Below are 20,773 nucleotides of genomic sequence, written 5' to 3' on the forward strand. Positions count from 1 at the left end.
GTTCTTCCCGTCGTCCCCGTCGCCCGCGGGATCAAAACCGCCCCGCCAGCGCTCGCCCCGCGCACGTTCCTGATCCCGCACCGTCCCCCGCCCCGCGCGCGGGATCAAGAACGCACCCCTGACGCCCTTGGCAGGTGCAGTTTCGACCCCGCACCGACGAGCGGCACGCCCTGCACGGAAGGGCACGACTCCCGTGCACCGGAGGTACACCGCGTTCGGGTGCGGGATCAGGAACGGGCCTCATACGCGTCCGGCAGGGGCGTTTCCCGTCCCGCACCGGGGCGGCCGCACGCGGGACGCCGGTGCGGGATCAGGAACGCACTTCACCCGCGTCCGGCAGGGACGTTTTCGATCCCGCTCCGATGAAAGGCACGCCGTGCGCGGAAGAGCGCGACTCCCGCGCGCCAGAGGACACGACTGACTCCCGCGTGCGGGATCAGAAAGGCACCCCATCCGCGTCCGGGAGGGGCGTTTTCCGTCCCGCACCGGGGCGGCCGCACGCGGGACGCCCGTGCGGGATCAGGAACGCACCCCAAACGCGTCCGGCAGGGGCGGTTTCCGTCCCGCACCGGGGCGGCGGCCGGTGGGACGCACCGGTGCGGGATCAGGAACGGGCCGCCGTTGGGCGCGGCAGGGGCGGTTTTGATCCCGCACGGGGGCCGGGGACGGAACCGGGAGGGCGAAGCTCCGCGGGGGCGGGACTTGCCCGGGAGGGCACGCCGGTTGACTGTCGGTGCGGGATGGACTCCGCGCGCTTGAGGGCTCCCCCGGGCCGGCCGGAGCATGAGGCAAGCGCATCGCGACGACGCGGTGCCCGGGGCGACGAGGCCCCGCCGTGTGCGACGTCAGGACCCTCATGACCGACATCTCCACCGACCCCGCTCTGGACGAATGGCGCACGTACGACGAGTTCGCCGCGGGCATCGACACCTTCCGCCTGCCGAGCACGACGCTCGCCGGAACCGCGCTCTCGCTCACCCTCGATGACGACACCACGCTCGCGCTCCGCTTCGACGAGGACTCCGTGACCTGGGAGGGACTGGGCTCCTCGGGACGCGACACGTACGACGCGGTCCGCGTGCGCGACGACGTCGTCTTCGTGAACATCCCCTTCGAGACCCGCGAGCGCGAAGCCCTCACCGTCGTCTTCTCCACCACGACCCACCGCGCCACCGTCATCCGCTCCCGCATCGCGGCGGAGGCCGTCGAGGGCACGCCGCAGGTCGGGCAGGACTTCTGGGCCGCGACCACCGACGCCGGCCCCGCGACCGGAGAGGTCCCCGGTCCGAGCCGCGACCTCATCGGCAAGCGGAACGTCTACCGCTACAGCCCCCACCACCTGTACGAGCACGTCTACGTCTCCAGCCAGCGCTACGCGTGGCAGTGCCTCGAGGGCGTCCAGCGCGGTCACGGCGACATGGACCTCTCCACGGTGTGGAAGTTCGCGGACGGTCTCTACCTGTTCTGCTTCCGCGAGTTCCGGATCGCGGTGGCGAGCGTCTGGCTCCACGACCTCGGCTACCAGCTCATGACGACGGGGATCTTCCTCGGACTCAACGGCGACGGCGAGTCCGAGCACTCCCGCGCCGGCGGGCACATCTACCCCCTGGGCGCCGTCGCCTACCCCGACGCGCAGCCCGTCTGACCCTTCGACCCTTCGACCCTTCGACCCTTCGACAGGCTCAGGGACCCAACCTTCGACGGGCTCAGGGACCCACCCTTCGACAGGCGCAGGGACCCACCCTTCGACAGGCGCAGGGACCCACCCTCGACGGGCACAGGGCCCCGGAACGAAAGAGAGCACATGAGCAACGCAGACCTCATCCGCGACCACTACGCCGCGAACGACCGGGGCGACCTGGACGGCATGCTCGCGCCCTTCGCGGCCGACATCGAGTGGACGGAGGCCGCCGGGTTCCCCTACGCCGGGACCTACATCGGCCCGGACGCGGTCGCCGAGAACGTCTTCGGCCGCATCCAGGAGGAGTGGGACGACTACACCGTCGCGATCGACGAGGTCGTCGACGGCGGCGATGTCGTGGTCGGCATCGGCACATACTCCGGCACCTACAAGCGCACCGGGCGGTTCTTCGCCGCCCGGGTGGCCCACGTCTGGCGCGTGGCGGGCGGCGAGATCGTCGCCTTCGAGCAGTTCACCGACACGGAGCTCGTGAACCGCGCCCTGCGCGCACCGTCGACGAGCACCGACACCCAGCCTTCGAGCTGACAGCACGACCCGAACAGGAGAGGCAGGAAGCACATGAACAGACGAGCATCCGGCACCGCGGCGGTCATCGCCGTGGCCGCCCTCGCTCTCGCCGGCTGCGCCGGTGGCGACGGAGCCGGGGGCGAGGGCGCCCCCATCGTCGTCGGCTCCGTGAACACGATCAGCGGTCCGGCGACGTTCCCGGAGGCCTCGCAGGCGGCCGCCGCCGTCTTCGACGCGTTCAACAAGGAAGGCGGCCTGGACGGCCGAAAGATCGAGTACAAGATGCTCGACGACAAGGGCGACCCCGCCACGGCCACCGCCTCGGCGCGGGAGATCGTGGGCAGCGACGAAGCCGTCGCACTCGTGGGCTCCGCGAGCCTCATCGAGTGCGAGATCAACGCGAAGTACTACGAGCAGGAGGGCATCCTCTCGGTGCCCGGCATCGGCGTCGACACGGGCTGCTTCGACAGCGAGAACATCTCGCCGGCCAACGTCGGCCCGTTCAACGACATGACCCTCACGCTGCAGTACGGCTCCGAGGTGCTCGGACTCGACGACATCTGCATCCTGCTGGAGATCGCCGGCTCCACCCGTCCGACCTACCAGGCGGCGATCGACACCTGGACCGAGATCACGGGCAAGGAGCCGAAGTACGTCGACGACACCGTGCCGTACGGCGCCTCCGACTACACGCCCTACATCGTCAAGGCGCGCGATCAGGGCTGCAAGGCCCTCGCGATCAACCCGGTCGAGCCCGACGCGATCGGACAGGTCAAGGCCGCGAACGCGCAGGGCTGGGACGACGTGACCTGGCTCTACCTCACGAGCGTCTACAGCGAGAACTTCGCCGACGCGATCGACGACGCGGGTGCCGGCATCTACGTCCCCGCCGAGTTCTACCCGTTCACGGACGACAGCGACATCAACGCGGACTGGCGGGCGCTGATGGAGGAGAACGACATCCCACTCACCTCGTTCAGCCAGGGCGGCTACCTCGCGGCGACGTACTTCATCGAGGTGCTGAAGAGCATCGACGGTGACATCACCCGGGAGAGCGTCTCCGAGGCGCTGAAGGGCATGGACCCGATCGAGAACCCGATGGTGGGCACGCCCTACGCCTTCGGCACGCAGAACACCGCGGGCTGGCCGATCATCCTGAAGTCGGGCACGAACGCCTGGGAGAAGGTCGCCGACGACTGGCTCCGGATCGGCGAATAGTCCCGCGCTTCGACAGGCTCAGCGACCCACCCGGGGTCCCGCGCTTCGACAGGCTCAGCGACCCACATCTGGGTCCCTGAGCCTGTCGAAGGGCCCCTCACCAGAAAGGACGCCTCATGCTCCAAGGCGCCATCGCCGGTCTCGCCGCCGGCGGCCTCTACGCCGTCCTCGGCGTCTGCCTCACCCTCATGTCGCGCCTCGTGCGCGTGGTGAACTTCGCCCAGGCCGCGACCGGCATGTTCGGGGCCTTCACCGCCGTGTGGTTCGTCCGCGAGATCGGGCTGCCCATCTGGCTGGGCTCGATCCTCGGCGTCCTCGTCGCGGGCGTGCTCGCCGCAGCGATCGGGTTCATCGCCGCGACCTGGCTGTCGGAGGCCTCGACGACGACCCGCTCGGCCATGACGGTCGGACCGCTCCTGCTGCTCATCTCCCTGTCGTTCATCCTGTTCGGCAACAAGCCGCAGCCCTTCACCCCGATCATCGCCGGCCCCGCGTTCTCCTTCGGCGGCGTGGTGATCAGCCAGGTCACCGTCGCGACGGTGGCGATGGCGGTCGTCACCGCCGTCGCCGTCCGCATCGTGCTGCGCCGCACCCGGGTCGGCACCCAGCTGCGCGCGCTCTCGGAGCGGCCGACCACGGCGGAGCTGCTCGGCATCCGCTCCCGGCCGCTGTCGATCGCCGTCTGGTTCGTCACCGGGATCATCAGCGCCATCGCGATCATCATCGTCGCGCCCTCGCAGTCGAACGACGCCACGAGCCTGTCCATGCTCATCGTCCCGGCTGCGGCGGCCGCGCTCCTCGGCGGCTTCCGCCGGCTCGACCTCGCCGTCGTCGGCGGGCTGCTCCTCGGCGTCCTCGGCGGACTCGTCGCGCAGATCGACGAAGTGGCGCTCGTGCGCAACTTCCTGCCGTTCCTGTTCATCGTCGTCCTGCTGCTGTGGACGCAACGCAAGGAGGTGTGGGATGCCGCTCGCTGACCGCCCCTGGTTCCGGATCACCTGGCCGTTCGCCGTCGCCGTCGTCGGCATCGGCGTGGGCGCGCTCCTCAGCGCCGCCCTTCCCGGCTACTTCGTCTTCCTCGCGATCAGCGCCGTCACGGCCGCGATCGCGATCCTCGGCCTCGGCATCGTCACCGGCTCGGCCGGCATGATCGCCCTCTGCCAGCTCACGTTCGCCGCGGTCGGGGCGTGGATCGTCTCGCTGCTGAACGTGATGCAGGCGCCGGGCGGCTTCCTCGTCTGGCTCGTGCTCGGCGGTGTCGCGGCCGGTCTCGTCGGCATCCTCGTCGGGCTCCCCGCCCTGCGGCTGCGCGGGGTGAACCTCGCGGTGGTGACGCTCGGCTTCGCCGCGGCGGCCGACGTCACGCTCGTGCAGATCCAGTTCCCCGGCTCCGCGGACGGCATCGCGATCGAGCGCCCGGCGCTGTTCGGGAGCGACCGGGAGTTCTTCTTCCTCTCCATCGTCGTGCTCGCCGTCTGCGGTCTGGCGGTGTTCTTCCTGCAGCGCGGACGGTGGGGCGCGAGCTGGAAGGCCGTCGCGTTCTCCGAGCGGGGCACGGCCGCGGCCGGGCAGAGCGTGCGCACCGCGAAGCTCACGGCGTTCGCGGTGTCGGCGGCCCTCGGCGGCATCTCCGGCGGGCTGCTCGCCGGTCAGGTGCAGCTCCCCTTCGCCTCGAGCTTCACACCGCTGCAGTCCCTCGCCCTGTACGTGCTGGCCATCATGTCCGGCGCGCACCTCATCGACATGGCCATCTTCGGCGGACTGCTCTGGGTGCTCGTGCCGGAGCTGCTCAAGCGCTGGGGCGTGCCGCAGGACTGGGGCTTCGTCGTGTTCGGCGTGCTGGGGGTGCAGGCGCTCACGAGCGGCACGAACCTCGGCCAGGGCATCCGCAACCTCCTGTACCGGCGGGCCGACCGGCGCACGGCCACCGCGGAGCTCACGGCGCTCCCGCCGGACGCGGGAACCGATGCGACGGCGATCACCACGACCACGACGGCCACCGTCGACGAGGCCGCCCTCGACGGCGCCCCGGTGCTCACGGTCGACGGCCTGACCGTGCAGTTCGGGGCGCTCAAGGCCCTCGACGACGTCTCGTTCACGGTGCCCGCCGCCTCGATCATGGGGCTCATCGGGCCGAACGGCGCCGGGAAGTCGACCTTCGTCGACGCCATCAGCGGCTTCCTCCCCCAGCACGAGGGCCGCGTGCTCCTCGGCGACCGCGACCTCGCCGGGCTCTCCCCCACCCGGCGCGCGCGACTCGGACTGCGACGGACCTTCCAGCAGGACCGCGTGCCTCCGGCGCTGACCGTGGGTGGCTACGTGCGCTTCGTGGCCAGACGGCGGCTCGCCGCGGCGGACATCGACGAGGTCCTCGCGTTCTTCGGGTGCCCGCCGGCCCGGGCGCGCCTCTCGAGCGTCGACGTCGGCACCCGGCGGCTCGTGGAGGTCGCGGCGAACGTCGCCGCCCGCCCGCGCCTGCTCATCCTCGACGAGCCCGCCGCCGGCCTCTCGCACGAGGAGCATCTGGCGCTCGCTGCTCGCCTCCGCGAACTTCCCGGGCGCTACGGCGTGGCCCTCATCATCATCGAGCACGACCTGGATCTGGTCCGCTCGGTGTGCCCGACCCTCACGGTCCTCGACTTCGGCCGCGTCCTGGCGAGCGGCCCGCAGGCGGAGGTCCTCGCGAACCCCGACGTCGTCAAGGCGTACATGGGAGAGACGGAGCTGCTAAAATGAGCGCACTGGTGCTCGACGGCGTCACGGTGAGCCGCGGCGCCGGGCCTGTCATCTCGGACGTCTCGCTGCGGGTCGCCGGGGGCGAGGTCCTGGCCCTGGTCGGCCCCAACGGGGCGGGCAAGACGAGCCTGATCGAGGCCGTGTCCGGCGTGACGCCGCACTCGGCGGGGTCGATCCTGCTGGACGGGGAGCCGATCGACCGGCTCTCCCGCGTGGCGCGGGCCCGGCGCGGGATCGTGCACATCGAGCAGGGGCGGGCCGTGTTCCCGTCGTTGACCGTGCGCGAGAACCTCTCCCTCACGGCGCGCACCGCCGGGGAGATCGAGGCCGTGCTCGCGCAGTTCCCGGAGCTGGAGAAGCGCATCGACTCCCCCACGGCGCTGCTGTCGGGTGGGGAGCAGCAGATGGTGGTGCTGGCACGCGCGTTCGCGGCGAAGCCCCGGGTACTGCTCATCGACGAGATGTCCCTGGGCCTCGCGCCGGTGGTGTTCCTGCGCCTGATGCCGATCGTGTCGTCGATCGCGGAGTCCGGGGTGGCGGTGCTGCTGGTGGAGCAGTTCACGCAACTCGCACTCGGTCTCGCGCAGGAGGCGGTGGTCGTCGCCGGCGGCCGTGTGTCGTTCCAGGGTGCGCCGCAGGCCCTCCAAGACGATCCCGCCCTCCTCCACCGCGCCTACCTCGGGGGCTGACTCCCCGTCGACCCACCCCGTTGCGTTCCTCCCGGCCCCTTGCGCGCGTTCGCAGGGGGCCGGGGCGTGCGAAAGGGGGTGGGTCGACGGCGTGGGGGTTAGCCTGAGGGAGTGACCGAGATCCTCCACGCCCGCGCCGCCCTCCTCGACATGGACGGGACCCTCGTCGACTCGACCGCCGTCGTGGAGCGCCTCTGGCTCGCCTGGGCGGAGCCGCACGGGATCGACCCGGAGACCGTGCTCCGCACCGTCCACGGGCGCCAGGGGCACCAGAGCATGGCGATCCTGCTCCCCGAGCGCGACCACGCGATCAACCTCCGCGAGAACGAGGTCATGCTCGCCACCGAGGCCTCCGACGTGGACGGTGTGATCGGCATCCCGGGCGCCGATGAGCTGCTCGCCGCGCTGCAGCCGTTCCCGCACGCGGTGGTCACCTCCGCCAACGTCGCCCTCATGACCGCGCGGATGGGCCAGGCCGGGCTCACGGTCCCCGAACTCGCCGTGACGGCGGAGAACGTCTCGGCCTCGAAGCCCGATCCGGAGGGCTTCCTCCTCGCCGCCCGCACCCTCGGCATCGACCCCGGGGACTGCGTCGTGTTCGAGGACTCCGGCGCCGGCATCCAGGCCGCCCACGCGGCGGGCATGCGCGTGATCGGCATCGGTCCGTACGCCGGCGCCCACGCCCCGACCGTGCACGTCGACGACCTCACGCACGTCGCCGTGGTCCCGACCGACGAGGGCTTCGAGCTCCGCATCGACTGACGCGCGGGGCCGGAACCACCCCGCCGACTAGGCGGCGGAGCGGTCGGCGGCCGGACGCCGGCGGAGCACCGGCTCGAGCACCGCCGGCGGGTTGTACTGCTGGTCGAGACGACCGACATCGGAGCCCGGCGGGACGATCTCGTCGATGCGGTCGAGCAGCTCGTCGCTCAGCGCCACGTCGACGCCCTCCAGCAGGTCGTCGAGCTGCTCCATCGACCGCGGCCCTATCAGCGCGCTGGTCACGCCGGGATGCGCGATCGCGAAGGCCATCGCGAGGTGCGTCATCCGGATGCCGCTCTCCTCGGACAGGGCGACGATCTGCTCCACCGCGTCGATCCGACGCTCGTCCTGGTTGTGTCGGAACATGGTCGCCCGCGCGAGATCGGTCTGCTGTCCCTTCCGGAACCGCCCGGTCAGCATGCCGCCGGCGAGCGGGCTCCAGACCAGCGTTCCCAGGCCGTACCGCTGCGCGACCGGGAGGACCTCGCGTTCGATGCCGCGGTTGAGGATCGAGTACGTCGGCTGCTCCGTCCGGAAGCGCTCGAGCCCGCGGCGCTCGGACGTCCACTGCGCCTCGACCTGCATCGAGGCCGGGAAGTCGGAGCTGCCGATCGCGCGGACCTTGCCGCTGCGGACGAGGTCGGTCAGGGCGGAGAGCGTCTCCTCGAGGTCGACGCTGTCGTCGGGACGGTGCGCCTGGTAGAGATCGATGTGGTCGGTGCGGAGCCGACGGAGCGAGTCCTCGACGGCGCGCATGATCCAGCGGCGGGAGTTGCCCCGGCGGTTGGGGTCGTCTCCCATCGGCCCGTTGAACTTCGTGGCGAGCACGACGTCGTCACGGCGCCCGACGAGCGCTTTGCCGAGGAGCTCCTCGGACCCGCCCTGCGAGTACCGATCGGCGGTGTCGATGATGTTGATGCCCGCGTCGAGGGCCCGGTGGACGATCCGGATCGAGTCCTGTTCGTCGCCGTTGCCGATGCGGCCGTCGGTGCCGAGCATCATCGCGCCGAGCGCGAAGGGGCTGACCCGGATGCCGGTGCGGCCGAGGGTGCGGTAGTGCATGAGCGGTTCCTTTCGTGGCTGGCATCCCGTCGTCCGGTGTCCTATCGTTGACCGAAGCGGAACGCTCTTCCGGAAGCATACGGAACACTGTTCCGTTTAAGCAACCCCTGGGAGGATCCATGCGCGCCGATGCCCGCCGCAACACCGACGCCCTCATCGACGCCGCGCGCGAGGTCTTCGCGACCGACGGGGTCGACGCACCCGCCAGGGCGATCGCGGATCGGGCCGGCGTCGGAGTGGGCACGTTGTACCGACGATTCCCCCAGCGCTCGGATCTGGTGGTGGCCGTCTTCCGCACCGCGGTGGATGCCACGGAGCAGGCGGCCTCCGAGCTCGCCGCCGCGCACGCGCCCGACAAGGCGCTCGCCCTCTGGCTGCAGCGGTTCACGCAGTTCATCGCGACGAAGCGGGGGCTCGCCGCCGCCCTGCACTCCGGCGACCCCGCCTTCGAGGCACTGCCGGCGTACTTCACGGCTCATCTCGGGGGCGCCCTCGACGGCCTGCTGCGCGCCGCCGAAGCGGCCGGGACCATCCGCGCCGACGTCGACGCCACGCAGCTGCTCTACGCCGCGGCGAACCTGTGCCAGTCCGCAGGGTCGGAGGAGCAGAGCCTGACCCTGGTCGGACTGCTCGTGGACGGCCTCCGCTACCGCGCGACGGCCACCGCCCACCCTTAACCCGGCGCTACATCCCGGCGTGGTCGAAGGCGATGGTCGGCACGTCGACCACGTGCGACCCGCCGTCCGCCACGATCACGGCGCCGGTGATGTACGACGACTCCCCCGACCCGAGGAACCGCACGACGGAGGCGATCTCGGCGGGCCGCGCCGGGCGGCGCAGCGGCACGTCGGCGGTGACCGTCGCGTACCCCTCCTCGCGGGAGCCGAGACCGGCGTGCGCGGCGAACTCGTCCATCTCCTCGTCGGCCATCGGCGTCTGCACCCACCCGGGGCAGATCGCGTTGACGCGCACGCCGTGGCGCCCGTAGTCGCGGGCGAGCGTCCGGGTGAGGCCGATGAGGGCGTGCTTGCCGACCGTGTATCCGGCCACCGACGGCCCCGCGAAGAGACCGGCCAGCGAGGAGACGACCACGATCTGGCCCTTGGCCTCGATCAGCGCCGGCAGCGCCTCCCGCGCCATCACGAACGCGGTGGTGAGGTTGGCGCGGATCGCAGCGTCCCAGCTCGCGTCGTCGGTCTCGGCGACCGGGGAGAACCCGTGTCCCCCGGCGTTCGCGACGAGGACGTCGATGCGGCCGAACCGCGCGAGGATCTCGGCGATCGCGGCCTGCGCCGACGCGGTATCCGCCGCGTCCGCGACGACGGGGAACGCCCCGACGGCCCGCTCGACCTCGTGCAGCGGCTCGGGGCGGCGGCCCACCACGACGACGTGCGCCCCTTCGGCCGCGAACCGCTCCGCGACCGCCGCGCCGATGCCCGTGCCGCCTCCGGTGATGACGACGACGCGTCCGGAGACGCTCGATCCGACCACGGTTGCCATGTGTGCTCCTGTGTGTTCTGCGCGCGTGCGCGGTGGGGCCGGACGCGGGTGCGTCAGGCGGGGAATCCCGACCGGGCGGTGTACCCGAAGTCGCTGAGGAGGGTGGTGCCGTTGACCGCCCGGCTCCGCGGGGAGAGGAGGTAGGCGACGTGCACGGCGACCTCGTCGGCGCTCTGCACGGGGAAGGCGGGCTCGTCGAACGCCGCGGCGCCGAGGTCGCCCCGGCTCATCGGGGTGTCGACGATGGACGGTGACACCGCGTTCACCCGCACCCCGGTGCCGGCGAGGTCGACCGAGAGCGCCCTTCCGAACTGGACGAGCGCCGCCTTCGACGCGGCGTAGGGGGCCATGCCCGGGGAGGCCACGACAGCCGAGTCGCTCGCGAGCAGCACGACGGATCCGGCGGCGGACTCCCGGAGCGCCGCGATCGCGTGCTTGAGCACGAGGAACGCGCCGGTGACATTGACGGCGAGGACGCGGTTCCACGCCTCCAGGGGAGTCTCCTCGATCGGCGTCCCGACCGGGCCGGAGATCCCGGCGCAGCAGACCACCGCGTCGAGACCGCCCAGCGCCCGGACACCCGCGCCGACGGCGGCGGCCACCTGCTGTTCGTCCGTGACGTCGGCGGCGAGCAGCACCGGATCGATGCGGGCCTCCCCCGCCGCGTCCCGGAGCGCGGCAGCATCCCGGTCGAGCAGCGCGACCCGCACCCCCTCGGCCGCGAGCGCCCGGGCGACGGCACGACCGATGCCGGAGGCAGCCCCCGTGACGAGGGCCGTCGTGCCGTCGAGCTGCAGGTCCATCGCATCCTCCGACCGCGGCCCGGCGCCGCGCGGCGCCGACGAGACAGCGGTGTCGTCCCGGTCATCCTGCTCCGCGGTGCGGAGGGCCCGCACGCTCGACGCCGGGGTGTGCGCGGTGGCACCATCGTCCTTCGCTCACGGTCAAGCGTCGGAACGGGGCGGCGAGCAGACTCGCTCTATCGACGATTCCCCTCGTCGTCGATGCCGTGTCCACACGGCCGTCACCCGAGCAAAGGAGCCGACGTGGCAGAGCAGACCTCCGCACCCACGACGCCGCACCACACCTCCCTCCGCCCCGGCGCCCTCGGCGTCGCGGGCATCGTGTTCCTCGTCCTCGCAGCGGTCGCGCCGCTGACCGGGATCGTCGTCGTGGCCTCCCTCGCCATCGCACTGGGCAACGGCGGCGGCACCCCGATGTCGTTCTTCCTCGTCGCGGCCATCCTGCTGCTGTTCGCGATCGGCTACGCCCAGATGTCGAAGCAGCTCGTGAACGCCGGAGGCTTCTACGCCTTCGTCGTGAAGGGCCTCGGCCGCACCGGCGGACTCGTCGCGGGCCTCATCGCGACGCTCGGCTACAACTTCTTCGTGGTCGGCACGATCGGCACCAGCGGCTTCTTCATGCAGACGATCATCCGCGACCTCACCGGGCTCGACGTGCACTGGCTCGTCTGGGGCCTGCTGTCGATCGTCGTCTGCTTCGTGCTCGCCCGGATCGGCGTCGACTTCAGCTCGAAGGTGCTCGGGGTGTGCCTCGTGCTCGAGGTGCTCATGCTCGTCGTGTTCGACATCTCGGTGCTCGTGCAGACCGGCTACGACGTGGCGGCGTTCAGCCCGGAGGCGGTGTTCTCCGGCTCGCTGCCCATCGGCCTGCTGCTCGCGGCGACCGGATTCCTCGGGTTCGAGGCCACCGCGCTCTTCAGCGAGGAGGCCAAGCAGCCGCTGCGCACGATCCCGCGGGCGACCTACACCTCGATCATCGCGATCGGTGTGATCCTCGGCGTCACGACCTGGGCCGTGGTGAGCGCGACCGGCGTCGCGCAGGCGCAGGCCACGGCGCTGGAGCACCTGCCCACGGGCGACCTCATCTTCTCGCTCTCGCAGCAGTACCTGGGCGGACCGCTCACGACCGTGATGATGGTGCTGCTCCTGGTGAGCCTGTTCGCGGCGATGCTCGCCTTCCACAACTCCGCCACCCGCTACCTGTACTCGCTGGGCCGCGCGAAGATCCTCCCGCAGGCCCTCGCCCGCACCCGCCCGAACGGCGCCCCGCAGCTCGCGGGCATCGTGCAGGCCGGCTTCGCGGCGGTCGTGGCGATCCTGTTCGCCCTCGCCGGCGCCGATCCCATCGTCACGCTCGTGCCCGCGATGCTCGGCTTCGGCACCCTCAGCGTGCTGATCCTGCAGGGGCTCGCGGCGATCTCGATCGTCGTGTACTTCCGGCGCCGGAGCGACCCGCGGTGGTGGAGCATGTTCATCGCTCCGGGCATCGGCTTCCTCGGCATCGCGGCCATCTCGATCCTGGCGATCGTGAACTTCAACATCGTGGCCGGCTCCGAGGAGCTCGCGATCCGCCTGATGCCGCTGCTGCTCGTGCTCGCGCTGATCGGCGGCATCGTCTACGCCGCCTACCTCCGCCGTGCCAAGCCCGCCGTCTACGACGGCCTCGCCACCGACCTGGAGCGGTTCAGCGACCGCTGACGCCCGCGCCGACCCCGTTCTCCGAAGGAAGGAATCCCCATGACGACCCTCAACCCCGCCGACACCTCCACCTGGCTGCCGCTCGAAGGGCTCGCCCCCGGCTTCGACGCCAACAAGGCTCCGCACACCACCGCCCTGAGCGGCCGCGAGATCGCCGTCGTCGACGCCCGAGGCACCCGCATCGTCCACCGCTTCGACGACTCGACGGTGGCCTGGGAGTACCAGCCCGGCGCCGAGGACCCGACCGAGGCGGCATCCGACACCGACGACTACGAGGCGTTCGAGGTCGACGACGAGCTCTACTTCGTGCAGTTCCACCACCGCTACCTCCCGAACGAGGCCGTCTCGCTCGTGGTCGACCTGCGGCACGGACGCTCCCTCGCGGTGATCTCCGAGATCCTTCCCGCGCCCGAGCAGGGCCGCACCCGGGTGCAGCACCACTTCGCCCCCGGCACCATCGAGGGCGCCGACGTCACCGGCACCGAGGCCGCCCCCACGACCACGCTCATCGGGCGCCGCGTGGAATGGGTCTACAGCGAGGAGCACGCCTACGAGCACGTGTACCTCTCCCCGCGCTGGTACTCGTGGCAGTGCCTGGCCGGTCCGGAGCGCGGGCTCGCCGACACCGACGAGAACAGCGTGTGGGAGGTGCGCCCCGGGATCTACGTCTTCGCGTGGCGCGAGAAGGTGATCCCGTGCGCCTCGGTCACGATCGCCGACCACCGCGACGTGAACGCGATCCGCTCCCACGGCGTGCTGTTCGGTCTGGACGAGACCGGTGAGGTGCCGACGCACTTCACGTTCGGCGCGCACGGCCGCCTGCTGTCGACCACCCACCACACGCCCGCGCTCGAGCCCGCGACCTTCGGAGACGCCTGACATGACCGACGTCGCCGACCTCCTCGTCACCGGCTCCGTGATCCGCACGTCCGACCGCGCCCGTCCGCGCGCCGAGGCCTTCGCGGTGCGCGACGGACGGATCCTCGCCGTCGGCGACCGCGCCGACGTGGAGGCGTTCCGGGGCCGCCGCACGCGGGTCGTCGAGGTCGGCGACGCGGCCGTCTACCCCGGCTTCGTGGACGTGCACAACCACCACGCGCTCGCCGGACGGACCGAGCTCTTCGAACTGTCGCTCGCCCCCTCCCTCACGCTCGACGAGATCCTCGACCGGGTGCGGGAGAAGGCGCAGACCATGCCCGAGGACGCCTGGATCGTCGGCGGCGCCGTGGCCACGACCCTGCTCCCGACGCTGGCGAACACCGCCACGCGGCGCCGGCTGGACGAGGCGGCGGGCGGACGACCGGTGGCGCTCATGGAGGACTCCCGCCACAACCGCTGGGCCAGCGCCCGGGCCCTGGAGCTCGCCGGCATCACGGCGGACAGCATCCCGACCTCCGGGGTCACGCTGCTCGACCCCGACGACGGCACGCCCACCGGCGTGCTCCTGGAGGCCGCCGGCATCCCGGTGCAGGAGGCGTACGACCGCAGCGGCGGACTCACCCCGGAGCAGCACGCCGCCGCGTCCCGCCGCGGCATCGAGCTGCTGAACTCGTTCGGGATCACGGCGTTCCAGGACGCGGGGGTCTCCGTCGACATCCTCGCCGCACTCGCCGGGCTCGACCGCGCCGACGAGCTGCACGCCTGGGTCGTCTCCTCGCTCCTCATCAACGACGAGATCTTCGGATTCGACCCCATCGGCGCTCCCCTCCTCGACCGGGGCGAGGAGTTCCGCACGCCGCACCATCGCCCGGACTTCGTGAAGATCTTCCTCGACGGCGTGCCGCCCGCACGCACCGCCTCCTTCCTCGACCCGTATCCGGCGGATCCGGTGCACGGGGCGCACTTCCATGGCGAGACGACCATGACCCTCGACGAGCTCACCGACTGGCTGCGGGCCGTCGCCGCCCGCGGTCTCGGGGCCAAGGTGCACTGCACCGGCGACGGGTCGGCGCGCCTCGTGCTCGACGCGACCGCGCGCGTGCGCGCGGAGGGCTTCACGACGCCGGTGCAGATCGCGCACGGGCAGTTCCTCGCGGAGAGCGACATCCCCCGGCTCGCGGCGCTCGACGTCTCCGCCGACATCTCCCCGTTCATCTGGTACCCGGGCGTCATCCCTCAGGCGCTGGCGGACGTGCTGGGAGAGCGTGCCGAGCACTCCCAGCCCAACCGTGCCCTCCTCGACGCCGGAGCCCTCGTGGCCGGCGGCTCGGACTGGCCCGTGAGTGAGTCGCCGAACACGCTCGAGGGTCTGCAGGGGCTGGTGACACGCGCCGATCCGCTCGGTCGGGCCGCGGGCACGCTGTGGCCGGAGCAGGCGATCTCCGCCGAGGAGGCGCTGGAGGTCTTCACGATCAACGCCGCGACGGCGATGGGACTCGGCGCGGAGACCGGTTCCCTGACCCCCGGCAAGTCCGCCGACTTCGTGATCCTGGAACGGGATGCGATCGGCGGACCGGCGGAGGAGATCGTGCACACCGAGGTCGTCTCGACATGGTTCGCCGGGCGCACGGTGCACGAGCGCTGAGCACGACGCGCCGTACGATGGGCGCATGCGTCGCTTCCCCGCCTCCGTCTATCGGGTCGGGGACGAGCCCGATCCCCGGTTCTCCCTCGCCAACGAGCGCACGTTCCTGGCCTGGACCCGGACCGGACTGGCGCTGATCGCGGGTGGCGTCGCGCTCGAGGTCCTCGGCCTCGACCTGCATCCCGGGTTCCGGCTGGCCGCCTCGCTGCTGCTGATGGTCGCCGGCACGGCCGTGGCGCCGCTCGCCTGGTTCGAGTGGATGCGGGCCGAACGCGCCCTCCGGCAGGGACGACCGCTGCCCGGCGCGCTGTCGGCGGTGGTGCTCGCCGTGGTCGTCGTGACGACGGGGCTGCTCGTCCTCGCCGGGGTGCTGTGGCGCTGAGCGAGGCCTGCCGATGACCGCCCCCGATACTCCCGCGCGCGACACCTCGGCGCCCGATCTGTACGACCCCGGGCTGCAGCCGGAGCGCACGGAGCTGGCCTGGCGGCGCACGGCCCTCGCGATCGCGGTCGGCTCGCTGCTGTCGCTGCGGGTGTTCCCCCTCGTGCTTCCGAGCGGCGCCGAGGGGTGGGGCCTCGTCCCGGGCGTGCTGGGCGTCGGCACGGCGGCGCTGCTCTGGATCGCCGCTCGCCGTCGGCAGCGCCGGACGACCGCGGTGCTCACCGCCCGGGCGCGCGGGCCGCTGCCGGGCGGCGCACTCCCGCTCGCGCTGACGGTGTTCGCGACCGGGTTCGGTCTCGTCGCCCTCGCGCTCGTGGCGGTGACGCTGCTCACGCGCTGACACGCCGGAGCGCGGGGCGATCGTCGGCGTCTGCCGTGACCGCCCCGCGTCCCCTCGCCGCCCTCCCTCAGTCCGCGAGGAGGAAGCGCGCGCCGCGTTCGCCGATCATGGCCGCGGGCGCGTTGGTGTTGCCGGTGGGCACGGTCGGCATGACTGAGGCGTCGACCACCCGGAGGCCCTCGATCCCGCGTACCCGGAGCTGCGGGTCGACAACGGACTCGGGGTCGGAGCCCATGCGGCAGGTGCCGACCTGGTGGTGGTAGGTGATGGCCGTGCGGCGCACCCACTCCTCCACGTCGTCGTCCGCGACATCCGGCCCGGGGTAGACCTCGACCGCACCCCACTCCTCGGCGAGCGCGGGCTGTGCGCCGATGCGGCGGCACTGGCGCACCGAGGCGGCCAGGGCATCGGCATCACGCTGATCCTCCAGCGCCGCCAGGTCGATGTGCGGCAGGTCGTCGAGGCCAGGACCGGTGAGGCGGAGCTCGCCGCGGCTGTACGGCGTGACCAGGCCCGCCATGAGCGTGAACCCGTCGGTGCCCCGCGGCTCCAGCTCTCCCCACATCGGGACGGAGAAGTGGATGGGCTGCGTGTCCGGCTGCGCGAGGCCGTCCCGGCTGCGCCAGAACAGGTGGCTCTGCGTGACGGAGACCCCCGGCTGCGGCGGGCCGACGGGCTTCTTCTCGGTCGCGAAGATCACCGGGGAGAGGAGGTGGTCGTGCAGGTTCTTCCCCACCGCGGGGGCGTCGAGCACGACGGGGATGCCGAGGGCACTCAGCTCGTCGGCGGGACCGATGCCCGAGCGCAGCAGGATGACAGGAGTGCCGAGTGCTCCCGCCGAGAGGATGACCTGGTCCGCGAGCACCTCCTCGGCGTCGTCGCCCTCCCCCAGCCGGATGCCGACCGCACGACCGTCGCGCACGATCACGGAGTGGACGGCGCGACCGGTGAGGATCGTCATCCGGTCGGCGACGGGCTGCGCATAGGCGGTCCAGGTGTTGACGCGGCGGCCGTCCGTGATCGTGACCTGCTCCTGCGAGACCCCGTCGAGCGTGCCCCCGTTGTAGTTCGGGTTGCGCGGCAGCCCCTCCTCGACGGCGGCGTCGATGATCGAGGCCTGGATGGGTGCGAGCGCGTAGTCGTCGGTCACGGGCAGCAGGTCGTTCTCGATCGCATCGTAGATCGGCTCGACCTCGGCCCAGCCCCATCCGGTCGCGCCGGCCGCCTCCCACGCGTCGTAGTCGGAGGCCGCGCCGCGCACCCAGATCATGGCGTTCAGCGCGTGCGACCCACCGGTGACCTTGCCGCGAGGAAGATGCAGCCGACGACCGGCCGCGTGCGGCTGCGGCACGGTGAAGAAGTCCCAGTCCTCGGCGGAGTGCCAGAGTTCACCCGCCCGCGCGGGGTCGTGGATGGCCGGGTTCGTGTCGTAGCCGCCCGCCTCGACGAGCGTCACCGCGACACCGGCGTCGGTGAGACGCCGCGCGACGATGGCTCCCGACGTGCCGGCACCGACGACGATGGCGGAGCGCACCGCACCACAGTTCGCCGCGGCCACGCTCACGCCTTCCGGCCGGGTCCGGAGACGACCTGGGTGACGGCGACGGACTTGAGCCCCTCGACGCCGAACTCCAGCCCGTAGCCCGAACTCTTCACGCCGCCGAACGGCACCATCGGGTGCAGCCCGCCGTGCGAGTTGATCCACACCGTGCCGGTCTGCATGCGCGCGGCGACGGCTCGGGCCTCCTCCGGGTCGCTCGCCCACACCGAGGCGCCGAGACCCACGTCGAGCGCGTTCGCGAGCGCGAAGGCCTCGTCGACGTCGCTGTAGCGGATGACGGGAAGCGCGGGACCGAACTGCTCCTCCTGCACGAGCGCTGCGTCGTTGTCGATGTCGGCGACGATGGTGGGCCGGTAGAACAGCTCGCCGAGCTCGGCGGCCGGCTCGCCACCGGTGACGATCCGGGCGCCGCGACTGCGCGCATCGTCGACGAGGCGACTGACGATGTCGAACTGCGGGCGGTTCTGCAGCGGTCCGAGCACGTTGCCCTCGTCGAGCCCGTTGCCCATCGGCACCTGCGCGGCGATCGCGGCGAGCGCGTCCACGACCTCGTCGTACACGGAGTCGTGCACGTAGAGGCGCTTCATGGCGGCGCAGGTCTGTCCGGTGTTGATGAACGCACCCCAGAAGAGGTCTTCCGCGATCGCGGAGGGATCGGTGCCGGGGAGCACGATGCCCGCGTCGTTGCCGCCCAGCTCCAGCGTGAGGCGGGCGAGGTTGCCCGCGGAGCTCTCGATGATGCGGCGCCCTGTCGCGGTGGAGCCCGTGAACATGATCTTGGCGATGTCGGGGTGCGAGGCGAGGCGGCCGCCCACCTCGCGGTCGCCGGAGACGCCGATGAGGACGTCGGCGGGCAGCACGTCGTTCATCACCGCGAGCATCGCCAGCACGCTCAGCGGCGTGTACTCGCTGGGCTTCGCGACGACCGTGTTGCCCATGCGCAGCGACGGACCGATCTGCCAGATCGTGATCATGAGCGGCCAGTTCCACGGCCCGATGGCGCCGACCACACCGGCAGCCTTGTAGACGAGCTCGGCGTGCAGCGTCTCGTCGTCGACGAGCACCTGCGGCTCCAGGACGGTGGTGGCGTTGGTGCGCAGCCAGGCCGAGCAGGCGCCGAGCTCGAACCGCGCGTTGGGGCCGTTCAGCGGCTTGCCCTGCTCCCGCGACAGGAGGTAGGCGAGCCCCTCGGCGTTCGCGTCGATGGCGTCGGCCGCGGCCAGGAGGAGTGCGCTCCGCTTCTCGTGTCCGAGCGCCTCCCACGCGGGCTGCGCGGCCTTCGCGCGGGCGATGGCGTCGTCGAGGTCGGAGACCGTGGCCACGGGCGCGCGTCCGATGACCTCCCGCGTCGCGGCATCGGGGATCTCGCGCCCCTCGCCCTGCGGGGGCTGGATGCGGTCGAGCAGCGCCGCAGCGGCGGAGGCCGCGGAATCGGCTGGTCCGTGGTCGACGGCTACGGGAACGGCGGAATCGGACATCGGTGTCTCTCCTTCGAGCGGGTCACGGCGCGGACGCCGGTCTTCTTCTCATTCTCGGTCGGCCCTTCCCGCCGCACTTGTCGCGGAGCGCGCCGGAGATGTCCCCGCGCGAAGGATGCGCTCCCGAGCCGGTCCGCGTGAGCGAATCGGCCCCCGTCCGGTCCGTGAAGCCGGGAAGCGCCGGGCGCGGCGTGCGCCATCGTCGCCTCGGATCCCACCACGCCGGCCCTCGCACCTGCGACACTCCCTCTCGCATGCGGATCTGCCACCCCGAGGTGTCCAGGGTGCGGTGGTGGTGCCAGCACAGCGCGACCCCGTTGTCGGTGTGCGTCGGACCCCCGTGCGCGTGCTCCGTGACGTGGTGGATCTCGCACCAAGCGGCGGGGACGTGACACCCGGGGATCAGGCACTCACCGTCCCGCACGCCGATCGCCCGGCGCTGCGCGGGGGTGAAGATCCGGTCGCTCGACCCGAGCCCGACGATCCTCCCGCCGGCCCCGAGCACGACCCGCTGGACCGTCCCTCCGCACGCCGTATGTGCGGCCACCCGCGTCGACACCGGCGTCTCGGCGCCCTCGACCCGAGCCCAGCCGCGCCCCGTGGCATAGTCCTCGGCGCCGACCGTCACCACGAGTGTCGGGGCGGCACCGCCCAGCCGTGGCATGTCGTCGTGCCGGGCTGCGATCCCCAGGGCCGCCGCGAGCGCGTCGTGCTGCTTCTGTGCCCGCGTGCGCCCGTCGACCATCCCGCCGGGGTCGCCGGCCGGGAGCCCATCGTCGTCCGGGGACACCGCCGCGTCCCGCCGCTCGGCATCCGCGAGTTCCGCGGACGGCACGAAGTGGACGCCGGGAAGCGGCGGACCGTCGACCTTCGGGTTCAGATACGCGTCCCAGATCCGCTGCAGCTGCCCCGCGACCTCGGGCAGCAGTGCGCCCCGGACCGGGATCACGCCGTCCTTGGCGCGCCCCAGCACCACACCCCGCGCTCGAAGCGCGATGTCTTCCGCAGGCTCCGCGCCGTCGGGGTCGAGGTACTGCACGATCAGCTGCGCCCGCACCCGCAGATCTTCGGGCGTCGGCGCCGGACCGGACTTGTTCTCGTCATCATCAGTGTTCTGGACGTCATAACTGTTCTCGTCGTCGTCGCTCTCCTCGCCACGCGCGACCTCCGCGAGATACGCGTCCGCCTCCCAGCGGTCGGCGAGGCGCACGCGAGGGCCGGCCTGCTCGATCGGCCCGGTCGCGGCCAACAGCCCGGTCACGCCGAGCGCCCCGTCGAGGAGGGCCTCGCGCAGCGCCGGCCACCGCGCCGGCAGCCGCTCCCCGGAGGACAGGTCGACCTCGCGTCGCACCAACCGCGCGGCCTTCACCACCCGCGCGGCGGACGCGCCGTCGGTGCGGAGCACCCGCTGCAGCAGCTCGTTCATCGAGCGACAGCCGAACCGGCCGCAGAAGGCCGGCTCCCCCGATCCCGCCGGACGCGGATCGACGCTCGCGACCGCCTCCACGATCACGGCCTCCACGCGTCGCTGGATCTCGCCCGCGACCCGCAGCAGGTGCATCATCGCCCCGGCATCGAGAGCGCCCACGGTGCCGGACTGCAGCACGGCGTCGAGAGCGACGACCGTGTCGTCGAGAACCGCTGCCGGGGTGCTTTCCATACGACGATTCAACAGAGGGCCACCGACATTGCGAGGCCTGATTACCCCTGTTCAGAGCGATATTCCAGTACGCGCGCGAGACTCCTCCTGC

At 72.0% G+C, this 20,773-nt stretch carries 19 protein-coding genes; 13 read left to right on the forward strand and 6 right to left on the reverse strand.

Translation table 11 applies throughout. From position 1 onward, the window contains the following. The first annotated feature begins 856 nt into the window (after positions 1 to 856). From BV453_RS02465 to BV453_RS02495, 7 genes are all read left to right on the forward strand, one after another. Entirely contained in the window at positions 857 to 1,645 is a 789-nt protein-coding gene (locus BV453_RS02465) for a MoaF C-terminal domain-containing protein (protein ID WP_249520786.1), read from the forward strand. A gap of 159 nt (positions 1,646 to 1,804) precedes the next feature. Then, the gene (locus BV453_RS02470; protein ID WP_085606741.1) at positions 1,805 to 2,227 is read left to right on the forward strand and encodes a nuclear transport factor 2 family protein; all 423 of its coding nucleotides are present in this window, start codon (positions 1,805 to 1,807) and stop codon (positions 2,225 to 2,227) included. A 33-nt stretch (positions 2,228 to 2,260) separates the two neighbouring features. Further along, positions 2,261 to 3,427: an ABC transporter substrate-binding protein gene (locus BV453_RS02475; RefSeq protein WP_085606743.1), complete on the forward strand. Its 1,167-nt coding sequence runs from the start codon at positions 2,261 to 2,263 to the stop codon at positions 3,425 to 3,427. Positions 3,428 to 3,543: 116 nt separating this feature from the next. After that, on the forward strand, positions 3,544 to 4,404 hold the full coding sequence (locus BV453_RS02480; protein ID WP_025103865.1) for an inner-membrane translocator: 861 nt from the start codon (positions 3,544 to 3,546) through the stop codon (positions 4,402 to 4,404). Then, positions 4,391 to 6,163 (forward strand): ATP-binding cassette domain-containing protein, encoded by a 1,773-nt coding sequence (locus BV453_RS02485; protein WP_249520787.1) that lies wholly within the window; start codon positions 4,391 to 4,393, stop codon positions 6,161 to 6,163. Before BV453_RS02480 ends, BV453_RS02485 begins: the two co-directional genes overlap by 14 nt. Beyond that, entirely contained in the window at positions 6,160 to 6,852 is a 693-nt protein-coding gene (locus BV453_RS02490; RefSeq protein WP_025103863.1) for an ABC transporter ATP-binding protein, read from the forward strand. The genes BV453_RS02485 and BV453_RS02490 overlap by 4 nt, the downstream gene beginning before the upstream one ends. A gap of 111 nt (positions 6,853 to 6,963) precedes the next feature. Further along, positions 6,964 to 7,614 (forward strand): HAD-IA family hydrolase, encoded by a 651-nt coding sequence (locus tag BV453_RS02495; protein WP_249520788.1) that lies wholly within the window; start codon positions 6,964 to 6,966, stop codon positions 7,612 to 7,614. A gap of 27 nt (positions 7,615 to 7,641) precedes the next feature. On the opposite strand, the gene BV453_RS02500 is transcribed toward BV453_RS02495, so the two are convergent. Continuing rightward, positions 7,642 to 8,676, reverse strand: coding sequence for an aldo/keto reductase (locus tag BV453_RS02500; RefSeq protein WP_025103861.1), 1,035 nt, complete (start codon positions 8,674 to 8,676; stop codon positions 7,642 to 7,644). A gap of 119 nt (positions 8,677 to 8,795) precedes the next feature. Between BV453_RS02500 and BV453_RS02505 the strand changes: the two genes are divergently transcribed. Further along, positions 8,796 to 9,353: a TetR/AcrR family transcriptional regulator gene (locus BV453_RS02505; protein ID WP_249520789.1), complete on the forward strand. Its 558-nt coding sequence runs from the start codon at positions 8,796 to 8,798 to the stop codon at positions 9,351 to 9,353. Between the two features lie 7 nt (positions 9,354 to 9,360). Here the strand turns inward: BV453_RS02505 and BV453_RS02510 are convergent, their stop codons facing one another. Both BV453_RS02510 and BV453_RS02515 read right to left on the reverse strand, forming a co-directional pair. After that, complete coding sequence (locus BV453_RS02510) at positions 9,361 to 10,176, reverse strand: SDR family NAD(P)-dependent oxidoreductase (RefSeq protein WP_071327385.1); 816 nt, start codon at positions 10,174 to 10,176, stop codon at positions 9,361 to 9,363. Positions 10,177 to 10,229: 53 nt separating this feature from the next. Next, positions 10,230 to 10,979 carry an SDR family NAD(P)-dependent oxidoreductase gene (locus tag BV453_RS02515; RefSeq protein ID WP_249520790.1) on the reverse strand — a complete coding sequence of 250 codons (750 nt, stop codon included), beginning with the start codon at positions 10,977 to 10,979 and terminating at the stop codon, positions 10,230 to 10,232. A 243-nt stretch (positions 10,980 to 11,222) separates the two neighbouring features. Here BV453_RS02515 and BV453_RS02520 point away from each other — a divergent pair, with 243 nt between their 5' ends. Genes BV453_RS02520 through BV453_RS02540 form a run of 5 tightly spaced genes read left to right on the forward strand, consistent with a single transcriptional unit; the run spans position 11,223 to position 15,983 of the window. Further along, a complete protein-coding gene (locus tag BV453_RS02520) occupies positions 11,223 to 12,677 on the forward strand; it encodes an APC family permease (protein ID WP_249520791.1) in 1,455 nt (484 codons plus the stop codon). A gap of 39 nt (positions 12,678 to 12,716) precedes the next feature. Beyond that, the gene (locus BV453_RS02525) at positions 12,717 to 13,556 is read left to right on the forward strand and encodes a molybdenum cofactor biosynthesis F family protein (protein WP_249520792.1); all 840 of its coding nucleotides are present in this window, start codon (positions 12,717 to 12,719) and stop codon (positions 13,554 to 13,556) included. A 1-nt stretch (position 13,557) separates the two neighbouring features. Continuing rightward, positions 13,558 to 15,201, forward strand: coding sequence for an amidohydrolase (locus BV453_RS02530; RefSeq protein WP_249520793.1), 1,644 nt, complete (start codon positions 13,558 to 13,560; stop codon positions 15,199 to 15,201). Between the two features lie 25 nt (positions 15,202 to 15,226). Beyond that, positions 15,227 to 15,583: a YidH family protein gene (locus tag BV453_RS02535; RefSeq protein WP_062636014.1), complete on the forward strand. Its 357-nt coding sequence runs from the start codon at positions 15,227 to 15,229 to the stop codon at positions 15,581 to 15,583. Between the two features lie 13 nt (positions 15,584 to 15,596). Further along, entirely contained in the window at positions 15,597 to 15,983 is a 387-nt protein-coding gene (locus BV453_RS02540; protein ID WP_249520794.1) for a DUF202 domain-containing protein, read from the forward strand. A gap of 67 nt (positions 15,984 to 16,050) precedes the next feature. Here BV453_RS02540 and BV453_RS02545 read toward each other — a convergent pair whose 3' ends face one another. Genes BV453_RS02545 through BV453_RS02555 form a run of 3 tightly spaced genes read right to left on the reverse strand, consistent with a single transcriptional unit; the run spans position 16,051 to position 20,682 of the window. Then, on the reverse strand, positions 16,051 to 17,541 hold the full coding sequence (locus tag BV453_RS02545) for an FAD-dependent oxidoreductase (protein ID WP_249520795.1): 1,491 nt from the start codon (positions 17,539 to 17,541) through the stop codon (positions 16,051 to 16,053). 2 nt (positions 17,542 to 17,543) lie between these two features. After that, positions 17,544 to 19,022: an aldehyde dehydrogenase family protein gene (locus tag BV453_RS02550; protein WP_249520796.1), complete on the reverse strand. Its 1,479-nt coding sequence runs from the start codon at positions 19,020 to 19,022 to the stop codon at positions 17,544 to 17,546. A 22-nt stretch (positions 19,023 to 19,044) separates the two neighbouring features. Beyond that, positions 19,045 to 20,682, reverse strand: a complete 1,638-nt coding sequence (locus BV453_RS02555) for an HNH endonuclease signature motif containing protein (protein WP_249520797.1) — start codon at positions 20,680 to 20,682, stop codon at positions 19,045 to 19,047. Positions 20,683 to 20,773: the final 91 nt, after the last annotated feature.

The organism is Microbacterium sp. ER1 (assembly GCF_023383675.1).
Lineage (GTDB): Bacteria > Actinomycetota > Actinomycetes > Actinomycetales > Microbacteriaceae > Microbacterium.